The following is a 14783-nucleotide window of genomic DNA, read 5'->3' as shown; positions in this document are numbered from 1 at the left end:
TGAACCGATTAGTGATTTATTTCGAGATCGCTGGCAGCTATACAACAACAGGCAAGGCATTCACCAGGACGAACAAAGGCTAACGGCTCATTAATATAGGTTACTTCGCCTTTTACCAATTGGGTGCGGCAAGCGCCGCAGAAGCCATTACGGCAATGATAGTGAGTCTCGATTTCGGCAGCCTCCATGGCTTCAAGCAAAGTGCCTGTGGAAGCGTCAACGGCCAGCGTATGCTGACCGTTGATTTTTATCTTGTAGCTTTTATTCATGGCCTGCTCAGAGTTCAAAGTCTCCTAAATCAGAGGCGCTCACTTCGCTGTCGATCTGACCGACCAGATAAGACGTGATTTCTGCTTCCTGCGGTGCGACCTGAACGTTATCGGAAACCAGGTATTTGTTCATCCAGGGCAGGGGATTACTGCGCTGCTTGAAAGGTGAATCGTACCCTATGGCTTCCATCCGCATGTTGGCAATGTATTCCACGTACTGGCACAGAATCTCTTCGTTGAGACCAATCATGGAGCCGTTGCGGAACAGATAATGCGCCCACTCTTTTTCTTGCTCTACAGCTTTCATAAAGATGGCCAGGGCTTCGTCCTGCAACTCATCAGCAATTTCTTTCATTTCCGGGTCATCATGACCGTACTGCCATAAGTTTATAATTTGCTGGGTTGATACCAGATGCAGGTTTTCGTCACGGGCAATCAGGCGGATAATCTTAGAGTTACCTTCCATAAGATCCCGTTCGGCAAAGGCGAACGTACAGGCAAAACTCACATAAAAACGGATCGCTTCAAGTGCATTGACTGAGTTCACACACAAGAACAGCTTCTTTTTCAGATTACGCATGGTCACATTGTGCGTTTCACCGTCTATCGTGATCTCCCCTTCGCCGTGAGTCTGCCATAACTGGGTGTAGAAAATTAAATCGTCATAGTAAGAAGAAATGTCGCTTGCGCGTTTTTGGATCTCAGTATTAATAACGATATCTTCAAAAACTTCACTCGGATCAGTAAAGAGATTACGCAAAATATGGGTATATGAGCGTGAGTGAATCGTTTCAAAGAACGACCAGGTTTCAACCCAGGTTTCCAGCTCAGGAATTGATACAATCGGCAAAAACGCGATATTCGGGCTGCGGCCCTGGACAGAATCGAGCAGCGTCTGATACTTCAGGTTCGAAATGAAAACATGTTTTTCACTAGCGGTCAGATTTGCGAAGTCGACCCGATCGCGGCTTACATCAACTTCTTCCGGGCGCCAGAAAAAACTGATTTGTTTTTCGATTAATTTTTCAAAAATGCTGTGCTTTTGCTGATCATAGCGCGCCACATTCACAGAGTTTCCGAAGAACATGGGCTCAGTCAGCGGATTACTCTGCGTTTTATTAAAGGTTGAATAACTCATAAACGACCAGATCCTTATTATATTTTGCAGGCGCCGCCGGCGCAGTCATCGTCTTCTTCTTCAACAACAGTGACAGTTGCTGCCTGGCGTTCAGCCTGGCGCTGTTTATCGTCAATTTTATCGCGCAAATCGACCTGATTATCCGCCGCACCATCACGGGTATTATGGTAATACATAGTTTTTACGCCCAGCTTGTACGCGTAAAGCAGGTCTTGTAATAACTGCTTCATGGGTACTTTGCCGGCGTCAAACTTGTTCGGGTCATAGTTGGTATTGGCAGAGATCGTCTGATCAACAAACTTCTGCATGATGCCAACCAGCTCCAGATAACCTTTGTTATTGGGAATGGTCCATAGCAATTCATACGCATCTTTGAGGTTTTCGTAGTCCGGTACTACTTGTTTGGTCACGCCATCCTTAGATGCTTTAATACTGATATGGCCTCGCGGTGGTTCAATACCATTGGTCGCATTGGAAATCTGTGACGAAGTTTCCGACGGCATCAGTGCCGACAAGGTTGAGTTGCGCATGCCATATTGCTTGATGTCTTTACGTAACTGATCCCAGTCCAGCTGCAGCGGCTCATTGCAGATCGCATCCAGATCTTTCTTGTAGGTATCGATAGGCATAATGCCTTGGGAATAGGTTGTTTCGTTGAATTTAGGGCAGGCACCCATTTCTTTTGCCAGGTTCACTGAGGCTTTCATCAGATAATACTGAATAGCTTCAAAAGTGCGATGCACTAAGCCGTTTGCGGAACCATCAGAATAGCGAACGCCGTTTTTAGCCAGGTAATACGCAAAGTTAATGACGCCTATACCCAAAGTACGGCGGCCCATGGTGGCATTGCGGGCAGCAGGTACCGGGTATTCCTGGTAATCGAGCAGGCTATCAAGGGCGCGAACCGCCAGGTCAGCCATTTCTTCAAGATCGTCAAGTGAGTTAATAGCGCCTAAGTTAAAGGCCGACAGCGTACACAGGGCAATCTCGCCTTCGTCATCATTTACATGCGACAAGGGCTTGGTTGGCAGGGCGATTTCAAGGCACAGATTGCTTTGGCGGATCGGTGCGACCTTAGGATCGAACGGGCTGTGGGTATTGCAGTGATCAATATTCTGCAGGTAGATACGACCAGTACTGGCGCGCTCCTGCATAAATAAACTAAACAGTTCGATAGCCTTGATGCGTTTCTTCCGAATCGAATCGTCCTGTTCATACTGGGTATAGAGCCGCTCAAACTCAGCCTGGTCGGCGAAGAAAGCGTCATACAAGCCCGGTACGTCAGACGGACTGAACAAGGTAATGAAGTCGTCTTTTACCAGACGCTGATACATAAGCCGGTTGAACTGCACGCCATAATCGAGATGGCGTACACGGTTCTCTTCAACGCCGCGGTTGTTCTTCAGCACCAGCAGGCTTTCAACTTCCAAATGCCAGAGCGGGAAAAACAGGGTTGCCGCTCCGCCACGAACGCCGCCTTGTGAACAGCTTTTAACAGCTGTCTGGAAATATTTATAGAACGGAATACAGCCCGTATGGAACGCTTCACCGCCGCGAATCGGGCTACCCAGCGCGCGGATGCGGCCGGCATTAATGCCGATACCGGCACGCTGCGATACATATTTAACAATGGCGCTGGCGGTCGCATTAATCGAATCCAGACTGTCGCCAGCTTCAATAAGTACGCAAGAACTGAACTGCCGGGTCGGTGTGCGAACACCGGACATAATGGGCGTCGGCAGCGAAATCTTGAACAGCGAAGTAGCATCATAGAAGCGTCGCACATAGCTCATCCGGGTTTCTTTGGGATAATTGGCGAACAGGCAGGCTGCCACTAACACGTATAAGAACTGCGCGCTTTCATAAATTTCACCGGTTACCCGGTTCTGTACCAGGTATTTGCCTTCCAGCTGCTTGATGGCGGCATAAGAGAAGTTCAGGTCCCGCGCGTGGTCCATAAACGCATTCATTTCTTCAAATTCTTCTTTGCTGTAATCAGTCAGCAGGTGCTTATCATAGCGGCCTGACTCAACCATCTTCTGAACCTGGTCGTATAAATGAGGCGGTTCGAACTTGCCATAGGCTAACTTACGCAGGTGAAACACAGCCAGCCGGGCCGCCAGATACTGATAATCAGGTGCTTCTTCAGAAATCAGGTCAGCCGCTGCCTTAATGATGGTTTCGTGAATATCTTCAGTCTTGATACCGTCATAGAATTGAATTCGTGATTTGATTTCAACCTGTGATACCGAGACGTTGTTCAGGCCTTCCGCGGCCCAGCTGATTACACGGTGAATTTTCTCTAAATCCAGCGGTTCACGTTCACCACTGCGTTTAGTCACGAAAAGCTGTTGATTCATGCGGCTCACCCATAGAAATTATCGTTATGTTTGTTTTATGTCGCCACAAGATGTTGTGTAGTTAGTGGGTTTTTAGTGTGATTTTTACACAATATCTTGGGTTGGTTGTTGAAACTGTATCCTAGGCACTATTTGCTACGGGATCAAGAAGGAAAGTGGTCTGTCTTGTGAAAAATATCGGATCATTTCGGAGCCGTTAAGCTAAAACGCTTGTCCTTATAGAGCTTTAGGTAAATCGAACTTTGCTTATTATTTTTTGCTCTTTAACACACGGTTATCAGACCCCAATGCTCTAAGCCATAACCATCAAGGTCTGCATAGAATCAACTGGTTTTGTCATCAAGCAACGCGAGTAAATCCTGCGGATTGTCAATATGGGCATCCGCGCCCCAGTCACTGGCACGATCCTCATCAGTCAGGTAGCCATAACGTGCCAGCACAGTAAACATCTTCGCTGCCCGGCCGGCCTCTATATCGCGTTGAGCGTCACCAACATACCAGCACTCGGTTGGTTGAACCTGCAATATATCCGCGGCGTGGAACAGGGGATCAGGGTGCGGTTTGGCCACCTGCAAGGTATCGCCGCAGACGATTGCCTTTACAGCTGCGAGGTCGGGGAAACCGGGTAACAGCTGCCTGGTGAGATTCTGTGGCTTATTGGTCACTATACCTACGGCGATGTCGCGTTCAGCAAGCGCCACCAGCAACTCAACGATACCCTCGTACACTTGGGTATTAACGGCAATATTTCTGGCATAGGCGCTCAGAAACGCCTCTCTCAATTCGTCACGGCGCGAATCAAATTCGTCGCCATAAGCATGTCGCAGCAAACCGGTCGAACCGTGGGAAGCAAGCGGCGTGTACGCTTCAGGGCTGACTTCAGCGCGGTGTTCACTGCGCAGCACGGAATTAAGTGCTGCCCCAAGGTCGGGTGCGGTATCCAGTAAGGTCCCATCCAGGTCAAACAATATGGCTGCGGGTTTTAGCATGGTTTTTCGAGTACCACTATGTAGTTCACATCAACGTTACTGTCGTCCAGATAAAAGCCGCGCAGCGGTGAATAGTGCATGCCGGTCATGTGCAGGGGATTCAGGCCTGCTGCATCGGTCATCCGTAGCAACTCGGCCGGCTGAATAAATTTTTTATGCTGGTGAGTGCCCTGGGGAACCCAGCGCAATACATATTCAGCGGCAACGATCCCCAGTAACCAGGATTTCATATTGCGGTTGAGGGTTGAGAAGAACATTTTACCGCCGGGTTTAAGCGCTTGTGCGGCCGCGGTAACAATAGCGGCCGGATCCGGCACATGTTCAAGCATTTCCAGACAAGTCACCACATCAAATTGCTCCGGGTGCCTGGTGGCAAATTCTTCAGCGGCAATACATTGATAGTCAATGTCGAGCTTGCTTTCTTCACTGGCGTGCAAACGCGCTACCTGCAGGGATTGATCGGCCAGATCGATACCGGTTACTTTAGCACCGGCGCGGGCCAGCGCTTCTGCTAATAAGCCACCGCCGCAGCCAATGTCGAGTACGTTCAGATCAAAAACGCCGTCACAGTGTTGCTGGATATAACCTATCCGCAGTGGATTAATTTTATGCAGCGGCTTGAACTCACCTTCAGGGTCCCACCAGCGTGAGGCAAGGGCACTAAATTTTTCTATTTCGGCAGGATCAACATTGGAAGATAAGGTCATAGGACTTCTGCTCTGGCTGAAAACTAGGTACAGTGTACTCAACCTGGCGGTGTAAAAAAAGCACCGGAAAAAAGGATGCGGTAGGGCATGGCTACGGGTACAATGCTGCTATCTATAAAATTATAAGAAAGTTAGTTCGTTTAGGGATATAGCTATGAGTGATCTCGCCAGAGAAGTCAGTCCGGTAAATATTGAAGATGAGTTAAAGAGTTCGTATCTCGATTACGCGATGAGTGTAATCGTTGGTCGGGCACTACCGGACGTTCGTGATGGACTCAAACCGGTTCATCGACGCGTGCTGTTCGCGATGAATGAGCTGCGCAACGACTATAACAAGCCTTATAAGAAATCAGCGCGTATCGTTGGTGACGTTATCGGTAAGTATCACCCTCACGGTGATAGTGCTGTATATGACACCATTGTACGTATGGCGCAGCCGTTCTCGCTGCGTTATATGCTGGTTGATGGCCAGGGTAACTTTGGTTCTGTTGACGGGGACTCGGCAGCAGCCATGCGTTACACCGAAATCCGTATGGCCAAAATCGCCGCCGAGCTGTTGTCCGATCTGGATAAAGAAACGGTCGACTTTGTGCCTAACTATGATGGCACCGAGCAAATTCCTGATGTGCTGCCGACGCGGGTGCCGAACCTGCTGGTTAACGGCTCTTCAGGCATCGCGGTTGGTATGGCGACGAACATTCCGCCACATAACCTGACCGAAGTTGTCAACGGCTGCTTAGCGATGATCGACAACCCGAATATTACTGTCGAAGAGCTGATGGAGCACATCCCGGGACCAGACTTCCCGACCGCGGCCAGTATTTCTGGACGGGCCGGTATCGTAGAAGCCTACAAGACCGGACGTGGTCGCATTCACCTGCGTGCCAAAGCGGAGATTGAAACCGATAGCAATGGGCGTGAAGCCATTATCGTTAATGAAATTCCGTATCAGGTTAATAAAGCCCGGCTAATTGAAAAAATCGCTGAGCTGGTTAAAGAAAAACGCCTGGAAGGTATCAGCGGCCTGCGCGATGAGTCAGACAAAGACGGCATGCGCATCGTTATCGAACTGAAGCGCGGTGAAGTTGCAGAGGTGGTGCTGAATCACTTGTACGCCAACACCCAGATGCAGGTTGTCTTTGGTATCAATATGGTCGCGCTGGATAAAAATCAGCCGCGCCTGTTTAATCTGCAGTATATGCTTGAGTGCTTTATCCTGCATCGCCGGGAAGTGGTGACGCGGCGCTCAGTATATGAGCTGCGTAAGGCCCGTGAGCGTGCGCACATACTAGAAGGCCTGGCGATTGCACTGGCCAATATCGACGAAATTATTGAACTGATCCGTCGTTCGCAGACTGCGGCAGACGCTAAAGCCGGCCTGACCGCCCGTTCATGGGTGCTGGGCGATGTTTCAGCTATGCTTGAGCGCGCTGGTGTTGATGCTGCACGCCCTGATCATCTGGATCCAAAATACGGTATCCGTGATGGCGAGTACTATCTGACTGAAGAACAGGCACAGGCTATTCTGGACTTGCGTTTGCACAAGCTGACGGGGCTGGAACATGAAAAAATTCTTGATGAATACAAGAGCCTGCTGCAACAAATTGAAGAGTTATTGCATATTCTGAATAGCTCAGAGCGACTGATGGAAGTTATTCGTGAAGAGCTGGAAAAAATTAAAGCTGATTATGGCGATGAGCGCCGCACCGAGATCACCGCGGCCGCCCACGATATCAGCATGGAAGATCTGATTAACGAAGAAGACGTTGTGGTTACGCTGTCACATCACGGTTACGTGAAGTACCAGCCGCTGACTGAATATGAAGCTCAGCGGCGCGGTGGCAAAGGTAAGTCAGCCACGCGCATGAAAGAAGAAGATTTCATTGAGCGACTGTGGGTGGCAAATACCCACGATACCATTCTGTGCTTCTCAACCCGTGGCCGCATCTACTGGATGAAGGTTTACCAGCTACCACTGGCAACCCGAACTTCTCGTGGCCGCCCAATTGTGAACTTACTGCCGCTTGAAGCCGATGAGCGTATTACCGCGATTCTGCCGACCCGGGATTACCCGGAAGATAAGTTCGTCGTTATGGCAACCCGCAACGGTACTATTAAGAAAACCCCACTGGTTGACTACTCACGGCCACGTAACGGCGGCATTATTGCCCTTAATCTGGTACCTGGCGATGAGCTGATCGGTGTTGACCTGACCAGTGCCGGCGACGAGATTATGTTGTTCTCTGACGGCGGTAAAGTCGTGCGCTTCAGTGAAGATCAGGTCCGTTCGATGGGACGTACCGCAACCGGCGTCCGAGGTATTCGTCTGGCTGATGATCAAAGCGTTGTTTCACTGATAGTGCCGCGCACCATCGAAGATGAAATTCCGACCATTCTGACAGTGACTGAAAACGGCTTCGGCAAACGCACGCCAATAACTGACTACCCGGCCAAGAGCCGTGCCACCAAAGGCGTGGTATCGATCAAGGTCAGTGAGCGTAATGGTAGCGTAGTCGGAGCTATGGAAGTGATCGATACCAACCAGATCATGCTGATTAGTAACAAAGGCACCCTGGTTCGCACCCGCGTTAGCGAAGTATCTGTAGTCGGACGTAACACTCAGGGGGTGCGGCTGATACGCACCGGTTCCGACGAGAAAGTTGTCGGCATGCAGCGCATTGACGAGATTGATGAGCTGGAAGAAGTCGAGTCTGTTGACGAATTGCTTGATGACGAACTGGCGCCTGATTTACCCGCCGCTGATGACGCTGACGACAAGGAATAACTACCGATGAATGCCCCGTTTAACTTTTCTGCGGGGCCGGCAATGTTGCCGGCAGAGGTGATGGAGCAAGCGCAGGCTGAGTTCCGGAGCTGGCGTAATAGCGGTATTTCAGTGATGGAGATCAGTCACCGCGATCCTGCTTTTATGCAAATGGCAGCGCAGGCCGAACAAGACCTGCGCGACCTCATGTCGGTACCAGCGAATTACCAGGTTTTATTTATGCATGGCGGCGGTCGCGGCCAATTTAGCGCCGTGCCGCAGAATATCGCGGGTCCTGGCGATACAGTCGACTATCTGAATAGCGGTATTTGGTCTGATTTCGCTATCCGGGAAGCGGATAAATACGTCAGCAAGGTTAATGTTGTCGGTGGCACCGAGCTCACGCCCCAGGGCAAAGCAATATCAGCCCCCGAAACCTGGCAGCTATCCGATAATGCGGCTTACTTTCACTATTGCCCCAATGAAACGGTCGACGGCGTGGCTCTGCATCAGATCCCTGAAGGTATCCGCGCGCCGCTGGTGGCGGATATGTCCTCCACGATTTTGTCTGAGCCACTCGATGTCAGCCGCTTTGGCATTATTTATGCCGGCGCGCAGAAGAATATCGGCCCCTCAGGTTTCGCTATAGCTATTGTCCGCGATGACTTGCTTGGCAAGGCACAGCGCAATACCTCAACCATCATGGACTACAGCGTTCAGGCTAAAGACGGCTCCATGTATAACACCCCGAATACGTTCGCCTGGTATTTATCCGGGCTGGTGTTTGAGTGGTTGAAACGCCAGGGCGGTATTAACGCCATGGGTGAGCTTAACCACAAAAAAGCGGCTTTGCTGTATAACTACATTGACCAGTCGGATTTTTATTCGAATCCGATCCACCCTGATTTTCGCTCCCGTATGAATGTGCCTTTTATGCTGGCTGATGAGCGGCTTGATAGCGCTTTTCTCAAGCAGGCTGCTGAGCGCGGCATGGTGGGCCTGAAAGGTCATAGGTACGTAGGTGGAATGCGCGCAAGTATTTATAATGCAATGCCGTTAGCTGGTGTTGAAGCCTTAGTCGATTTCATGAAAGATTTCCAAAAATCTAATGGGTAAGTGTTCTGCATAGCCGTTCAAACGCCCAAATAGTACAAAATAAGAGTGTAATTATGACTGTTTTTGATGCAAAAGCCCTGGCCAATGCCGGCGTCCGAAATCTGAGCCCCTACCAGGCGGGTAAGCCCATCGAAGAGCTGGAACGTGAGCTTGGTATTTCTAATATCGTCAAGTTAGCGTCCAATGAGAATCCGCTCGGCTTAAGTGCTAAGGTCAAGCAAGCCCTGCAGGATCAGTTATCCGGGCTGGCTCGTTACCCTGATGCCAACGGGTATTACCTGAAAACCAAAATCGCTGAAAAGTTTGATTTAAAACCAAACCAAATCACCCTCGGGAACGGCTCTAATGATGTGCTTGAGCTTATCGCCCGTACTTTTGTCAGCGATGAAAATGAAGTGATTTTTTCGCAACATGCCTTTGTGGTATATCCGCTGGTTACCCAGGCCATTGGTGCTAAAGGCATAGCAGTGCCTGCCCGCGACTACGGCCATGACCTGAATGCCATGCTGGGAGCTATAACTGACCGTACCCGCATGATTTTTATTGCCAATCCGAACAACCCGACCGGCACGTTCTTAACCTCGGAAGCGCTTCACGAATTCCTGCAAAAAGTACCAGCTCAGGTGTTGGTAGTGCTGGATGAAGCCTACTCAGAATACGTGGCCGAAGATGAGCGTGCGCCATCATTCAGCTGGGTTGCTGAATTCCCTAACTTGCTGGTTACCCGAACATTTTCCAAGGCTTATGGTTTGGCTGGTTTGCGCGCTGGGTTTGCGGTGACGCGGCCTGAAGTTGCCGATCTGCTGAATCGTGTCCGTCAGCCATTTAATATGAACAGCCTGAGCCTGCGGGCCGCTGAAGTCGCGCTTGAAGATACTGAATATCTGGAAAAATCGGTGATCGTGAATGACACCGGAATGGCACAGCTCACACTGTTCTGTGAGCAGAACGGGCTGAAATATATTCCGTCGCGGGGTAATTTCCTGACTATCGAAGTCGGTGACGATGCGGCTGGGATTTACCAGAAGTTATTGCATGCTGGTGTAATTGTTCGGCCAGTGGCTGGCTATGAGCTACCACGCCATCTGCGGGTAAGCATCGGGCTACCGGAAGAAAACGAAGTATTTATCAGTGCCATGGACACAATCCTGGCAGAGCAGGCCGGCTAGTTATGACTGCGGCACTGGAACTGGCTGGTTTGCAGCAGTGCCGTGGCGAGGTTACTCTGCCTGGTTCAAAAAGTATTGCTAACCGGGCGCTGCTGATGGCTGCTTTATGCCAGCAGGGTCAGCAGACAAGGCTCACCAATGTGCTGCGCAGTGATGACACTGAGCGGATGCTCGAAGCGCTGACCGCGCTCGGCATTGCCGTCGGGATTGACGTTAAAGCAGGAACGACTGTCACCATTACCGGGTGCGGAGGGCACTGGCAACAGGTTCCGTCGGAACTGCAGCTTGGCAACGCCGGTACCGCTATCCGTCCCTTAACGGCAGTACTTAGCGCTACCCTGAACGATCAGACCTGTGTGCTTACCGGCAACGAGCGTATGCAGGAACGTCCGTTAGCGGCGCTTACAGACTGCCTCAGTGCGGCTGGCGCTACCATCCACTATCTGAGCAATGAAGGTTACCCACCGGTGCAGCTGGCCGGTGGCTTGCAAGCCGGCCACCTGAGCATCGACGGTAGCGCTTCCAGCCAGTACATTAGCGCGCTGCTGATGGCATTGCCGCTGCTTGCCGGTGATAGCATCCTGCAACTTGAAGGAAAGGTTGTCTCCTGGCCGTACATTGAGCTCACGGTGGCCATGCTGGAGCGATTTGGCATCCGGGTTCATCAGATTGGCGGGCAGGAATTCATGATCCCGGGCAATCAGGTTTATTGCTCACCAGGTGAGTATTGGATCGAAGGCGACGCCAGCGCGGCTTCATACTGGCTCGCGGCGGGGGTACTGGGTGGTGGTCCGTTGCGCATACATGGGATCGGCCAGGCCAGCATTCAGGGGGATTTAGCCTTTGCCGGGTACTTGTCCGGGATGGGCGGTAATCTGCAGGTTGATGAACGCTTTATCGATGTCCAGGGCGGGCAGTTGCAAGCGATTGATGCCGACCTAAACGCGATCCCCGATGCTGCAATGACTTTTGCTACCCTGGCTTTGTTCGCTCAGGGTACAACCCATATTCGCAATATCGCTAACTGGCGGATCAAAGAAACGGATCGTCTGCACGCAATGGCGACCGAACTTCGCAAAACCGGTGCTGTAGTAGAGGAGTTTGCAGACAGTATTCGTATCACGCCGCCGGTGGCTATCGAGCACGCCGCCATCGCTACTTATGATGATCATCGGATGGCTATGTGTTTTGCGCTGCTGGGATTTGCGCCGGCGGGGGTGCGAATTATTGACCCGGACTGTTGTTCCAAAACCTACCCCGATTTTTTCCGCGAATTTAACCGCCTGTGCCGGTAAAGCAACTCCGCTAACAGGCTGCGGGTGCCTTGCCAACAATCAGTCAGTCGAATAAAGGTGCAATTTTCCGCAAAATCCGTATAATTGCCGCGCTTTTATCCGGAAGAGGACGCTCATGACCGAAAACATTCCCGTTATAACTATCGATGGCCCAAGTGGGGCCGGCAAAGGTACCGTAAGTCGTATTCTCGCTGAGAAACTTGGCTGGCACTTGCTTGATAGCGGGGCAATTTATCGGGTCCTGGCATTAGCTGCGTTGCATCATGACTTTGATGCTGACGACGAAGAAAGTCTGGTGGCACTGGCAAGTAATCTTGACGTTAAGTTTGAGGTTGAAGAGGAAAAGTCACTGACTCATATCATCCTCGAGGGCGAAGACGTAACTATGTCTATCCGGGCTGAAGCAGTCGGCAACATGGCGTCTAAGATAGCTGCACTGCCACGGGTTCGTGAGGCGCTACTGCGTCGGCAAAGAGCTTTTAAAGAGCTTCCGGGGCTGGTTGCGGACGGCCGCGACATGGGTACTGTGGTGTTTAAAGATGCCGCTGCCAAAGTTTATCTGACCGCCAGCGCCGAAGAACGCGCGCGGCGGCGCTACGAACAATTGCTAGAGAAGGGTTTTACTGCTAAAATTGACCAATTAATCGCCGAAATCCAGGAACGGGATGAACGCGATACCAACCGCTCGGTTGCCCCTTTGCAGGCTGCTGAGGGTTCGTTGTTTGTAGATTCAACTGATTTACCGATCAATGAAGTGGTCGAGCAAATACTCGAGTTTGCCCATGGCAAACTCTCGAATACTGAGAAGGTAGGCTCTTAGGGTCGCCGGCTTAGCGGTCTGCAGTAAGGATGCGAGCAGATTATTTATAACAACCCCGCCTCACAGGATTGTCTGGTGGACGTACTTAACTGAAGAAAGCCAACTCATATGTCAGATAATTTTGCACTACTGTTTGAAGAAAGCCTTAAAGAGGTAGAAACACGCCCGGGTTCAATCGTTAAAGGTACAATCGTTGCTATTAACCGTGATGTTGTATTAGTTGACGCTGGCCTGAAATCTGAAAGTGCTATTCCTGTTGATCAATTCCGTAACGCTGATGGCGCACTGGAAATCCAGGTGGGCGATCAGGTTGACGTTGCGCTTGATGCTGTGGAAGACGGCTTCGGCGAAACGATTTTGTCGCGTGAAAAAGCTAAGCGCCATGAAGCATGGCTGCAACTCGAGAAAGCTTACGAAGACCAGGAAACGGTTATCGGTGTTATCAGCGGTAAAGTTAAAGGCGGTTTCACCGTAGATTTGGGCGGTGTTCGTGCGTTCCTGCCAGGCTCTCTGGTTGATGTGCGTCCGGTTCGCGAAACTGCGCACCTGGAAAATAAAGATTTAGAATTCAAAGTTATCAAGCTGGATCAGAAGCGCAACAACGTGGTTGTTTCACGTCGTGCTGTGATCGAGACTGAAAACAGTGCAGAGCGCGATGCGCTGCTGGAAAACCTGCAAGAAGGCCAGGAAGTTCTTGGTATCGTTAAGAACCTGACCGACTACGGTGCATTCGTAGACTTAGGCGGCGTTGACGGCTTGTTGCACATCACTGACATGGCCTGGAAACGCGTTAAGCATCCAAGCGAAGTCGTGAATGTTGGCGACGAAATCACTGTTAAAGTACTGAAGTTTGATCGCGAGCGTACTCGCGTATCTCTGGGTCTGAAGCAATTAGGCGAAGATCCATGGTCAGATATCGCTAACCGTTATCCTGAAGGTCATCGCCTGACTGGTCGGGTTACTAACCTGACTGATTACGGCTGCTTCGTAGAAATCGAAGAAGGCGTTGAAGGTCTGGTACACGTTTCTGAAATGGACTGGACGAACAAAAACGTTCACCCATCTAAAGTCGTGAACCTGGATGACGAAGTTGAAGTGATGGTGCTGGAAATTGACGAAGAACGTCGCCGTATTTCGCTTGGCCTGAAACAGTGCAAACCAAACCCTTGGGAAGAGTTTGCTAAGAACTTCAATAAAGGCGATAAAGTTTCCGGTAAGATCAAGTCAATCACTGACTTTGGTATCTTCATCGGCCTGGACGGCGGCATCGACGGCCTGGTTCACTTGTCAGACATCAGCTGGGAAGCTACCGGTGATGAAGCTGTACGTGAATTCAAGAAAGGCGAAGAAGTTACTGCTATCGTCCTGCAAGTTGACGCCGAGCGTGAGCGTATCTCTTTAGGTATTAAACAACTTGAAGAAGATCCGTTTAACAATTATCTGGCAGCCAACAAAAAAGGTGCTATCGTTACTGGTAAGGTCACAGAAGTTGACGCTAAAGGTGCGAAAGTAGAACTGGCTGAAAGCGTTGAAGGTTATGTTCGCGCATCAGACATTTCTCGGGACCGGGTTGAAGATGCGACAACTGAACTGAAAGTTGGCGATGAAATTGAAGCTCGCTTCATGGGCGTTGATCGTAAGAATCGCGTTTTGAGCTTATCAATTCGTGCTAAAGACGAAGTTCAGGAAAAAGAAGCGATTGAGTCGGTGAACAAGCAGCAAGACGAAGGCGACAAGTTCTCCAGCGCAATGGCCGAAGCTTTCAAGGCAGCGAATAAAGACGACTAATCAGTTGATTCGTTAGCTGCCTGATAACATGGATCGTGCGTGCAACAGCACGTTAGAGGAGCTTAAGATGACAAAGTCAGAACTGATTCAACAGTTGGCAACGTTGTATCCTGAGCTTTCTCCGCGACAGGTTGAAGATGCGGTGAAAGAGATTATCGAACAAATGGCCCAGCAGTTAGCTGGGGGCGGGCGCATCGAAGTCCGTGGGTTTGGTAGCTTTTCACTGCATTATCGGGCGCCACGAGTTGGTCGCAACCCGAAAACCGGAGAGCAGGTTGAACTGGAGGGCAAATATGTTCCCCATTTCAAACCAGGCAAAGAGCTTCGGGAACGGGTCGACACGATTTAACGTCGAGTAAACGAAAACG

12 protein-coding genes are annotated in these 14783 nt (G+C 50.5%); 7 read left to right on the top strand and 5 right to left on the bottom strand.

Annotated elements, in window-relative coordinates:
• Window positions 1-8: 8 nt before the first annotated feature.
• The 5 genes from yfaE to ubiG form a co-directional block, all read right to left on the bottom strand.
• The gene (yfaE, locus tag R3196_RS03615; protein WP_318935285.1) at window positions 9-269 is read right to left on the bottom strand and encodes a class I ribonucleotide reductase maintenance protein YfaE; all 261 of its coding nucleotides are present in this window, start codon (window positions 267-269) and stop codon (window positions 9-11) included.
• 7 nt (window positions 270-276) lie between these two features.
• Complete coding sequence (gene nrdB / locus R3196_RS03610) at window positions 277-1407, bottom strand: class Ia ribonucleoside-diphosphate reductase subunit beta (RefSeq protein ID WP_318935284.1); 1131 nt, start codon at window positions 1405-1407, stop codon at window positions 277-279.
• A gap of 17 nt (window positions 1408-1424) precedes the next feature.
• The gene (gene nrdA, locus R3196_RS03605; protein WP_318935283.1) at window positions 1425-3767 is read right to left on the bottom strand and encodes a class 1a ribonucleoside-diphosphate reductase subunit alpha; all 2343 of its coding nucleotides are present in this window, start codon (window positions 3765-3767) and stop codon (window positions 1425-1427) included.
• Between the two features lie 323 nt (window positions 3768-4090).
• Window positions 4091-4756 (bottom strand): HAD-IA family hydrolase, encoded by a 666-nt coding sequence (locus R3196_RS03600; protein ID WP_318935282.1) that lies wholly within the window; start codon window positions 4754-4756, stop codon window positions 4091-4093.
• On the bottom strand, window positions 4750-5463 hold the full coding sequence (gene ubiG / locus R3196_RS03595; RefSeq protein ID WP_318935281.1) for a bifunctional 2-polyprenyl-6-hydroxyphenol methylase/3-demethylubiquinol 3-O-methyltransferase UbiG: 714 nt from the start codon (window positions 5461-5463) through the stop codon (window positions 4750-4752). The genes R3196_RS03600 and ubiG overlap by 7 nt, the downstream gene beginning before the upstream one ends.
• 154 nt (window positions 5464-5617) lie before the next feature.
• Here ubiG and gyrA point away from each other — a divergent pair, with 154 nt between their 5' ends.
• From gyrA to R3196_RS03560, 7 genes are all read left to right on the top strand, one after another.
• Complete coding sequence (gene gyrA / locus R3196_RS03590) at window positions 5618-8248, top strand: DNA topoisomerase (ATP-hydrolyzing) subunit A (RefSeq protein ID WP_318935280.1); 2631 nt, start codon at window positions 5618-5620, stop codon at window positions 8246-8248.
• A gap of 6 nt (window positions 8249-8254) precedes the next feature.
• Window positions 8255-9343 carry a 3-phosphoserine/phosphohydroxythreonine transaminase gene (gene serC, locus R3196_RS03585; protein WP_318935279.1) on the top strand — a complete coding sequence of 363 codons (1089 nt, stop codon included), beginning with the start codon at window positions 8255-8257 and terminating at the stop codon, window positions 9341-9343.
• Between the two features lie 53 nt (window positions 9344-9396).
• Window positions 9397-10512 carry a histidinol-phosphate transaminase gene (gene hisC, locus R3196_RS03580; RefSeq protein WP_318935278.1) on the top strand — a complete coding sequence of 372 codons (1116 nt, stop codon included), beginning with the start codon at window positions 9397-9399 and terminating at the stop codon, window positions 10510-10512.
• A 2-nt stretch (window positions 10513-10514) separates the two neighbouring features.
• The gene (gene aroA / locus R3196_RS03575) at window positions 10515-11807 is read left to right on the top strand and encodes a 3-phosphoshikimate 1-carboxyvinyltransferase (protein ID WP_318935277.1); all 1293 of its coding nucleotides are present in this window, start codon (window positions 10515-10517) and stop codon (window positions 11805-11807) included.
• A gap of 115 nt (window positions 11808-11922) precedes the next feature.
• Window positions 11923-12627 carry a (d)CMP kinase gene (gene cmk / locus R3196_RS03570; RefSeq protein ID WP_318935276.1) on the top strand — a complete coding sequence of 235 codons (705 nt, stop codon included), beginning with the start codon at window positions 11923-11925 and terminating at the stop codon, window positions 12625-12627.
• Between the two features lie 108 nt (window positions 12628-12735).
• Complete coding sequence (rpsA, locus tag R3196_RS03565; RefSeq protein ID WP_318935275.1) at window positions 12736-14415, top strand: 30S ribosomal protein S1; 1680 nt, start codon at window positions 12736-12738, stop codon at window positions 14413-14415.
• A 67-nt stretch (window positions 14416-14482) separates the two neighbouring features.
• Entirely contained in the window at window positions 14483-14764 is a 282-nt protein-coding gene (locus R3196_RS03560; protein WP_318935274.1) for an integration host factor subunit beta, read from the top strand.
• Window positions 14765-14783 lie beyond the last annotated feature (19 nt).

It is taken from the genome of Pseudidiomarina sp., from assembly GCF_033722695.1.
Taxonomy (GTDB): Bacteria; Pseudomonadota; Gammaproteobacteria; order Enterobacterales; family Alteromonadaceae; genus Pseudidiomarina.
Note: the sequence above shows the minus strand (reverse complement) of the source record. Positions and strands in the feature narration are given on the sequence as shown.

Bases quoted from the DNA above. Each gene is read 5' to 3' on its own strand.
- hisC (WP_318935278.1), top strand. From the start codon at position 9,397: ATGACTGTTTTTGATGCAAAAGCCCTGGCCAATGCCGGCGTCCGAAAT.
- aroA (WP_318935277.1), top strand. From the start codon at position 10,515: ATGACTGCGGCACTGGAACTGGCTGGTTTGCAGCAGTGCCGTGGCGAG.
- serC (WP_318935279.1), top strand. From the start codon at position 8,255: ATGAATGCCCCGTTTAACTTTTCTGCGGGGCCGGCAATGTTGCCGGCA.
- R3196_RS03560 (WP_318935274.1), top strand. From the start codon at position 14,483: ATGACAAAGTCAGAACTGATTCAACAGTTGGCAACGTTGTATCCTGAG.
- cmk (WP_318935276.1), top strand. From the start codon at position 11,923: ATGACCGAAAACATTCCCGTTATAACTATCGATGGCCCAAGTGGGGCC.
- rpsA (WP_318935275.1), top strand. From the start codon at position 12,736: ATGTCAGATAATTTTGCACTACTGTTTGAAGAAAGCCTTAAAGAGGTA.
- R3196_RS03600 (WP_318935282.1), bottom strand. From the start codon at position 4,756: ATGCTAAAACCCGCAGCCATATTGTTTGACCTGGATGGGACCTTACTG.
- yfaE (WP_318935285.1), bottom strand. From the start codon at position 269: ATGAATAAAAGCTACAAGATAAAAATCAACGGTCAGCATACGCTGGCC.
- ubiG (WP_318935281.1), bottom strand. From the start codon at position 5,463: ATGACCTTATCTTCCAATGTTGATCCTGCCGAAATAGAAAAATTTAGT.
- gyrA (WP_318935280.1), top strand. From the start codon at position 5,618: ATGAGTGATCTCGCCAGAGAAGTCAGTCCGGTAAATATTGAAGATGAG.
- nrdB (WP_318935284.1), bottom strand. From the start codon at position 1,407: ATGAGTTATTCAACCTTTAATAAAACGCAGAGTAATCCGCTGACTGAG.
- nrdA (WP_318935283.1), bottom strand. From the start codon at position 3,767: ATGAATCAACAGCTTTTCGTGACTAAACGCAGTGGTGAACGTGAACCG.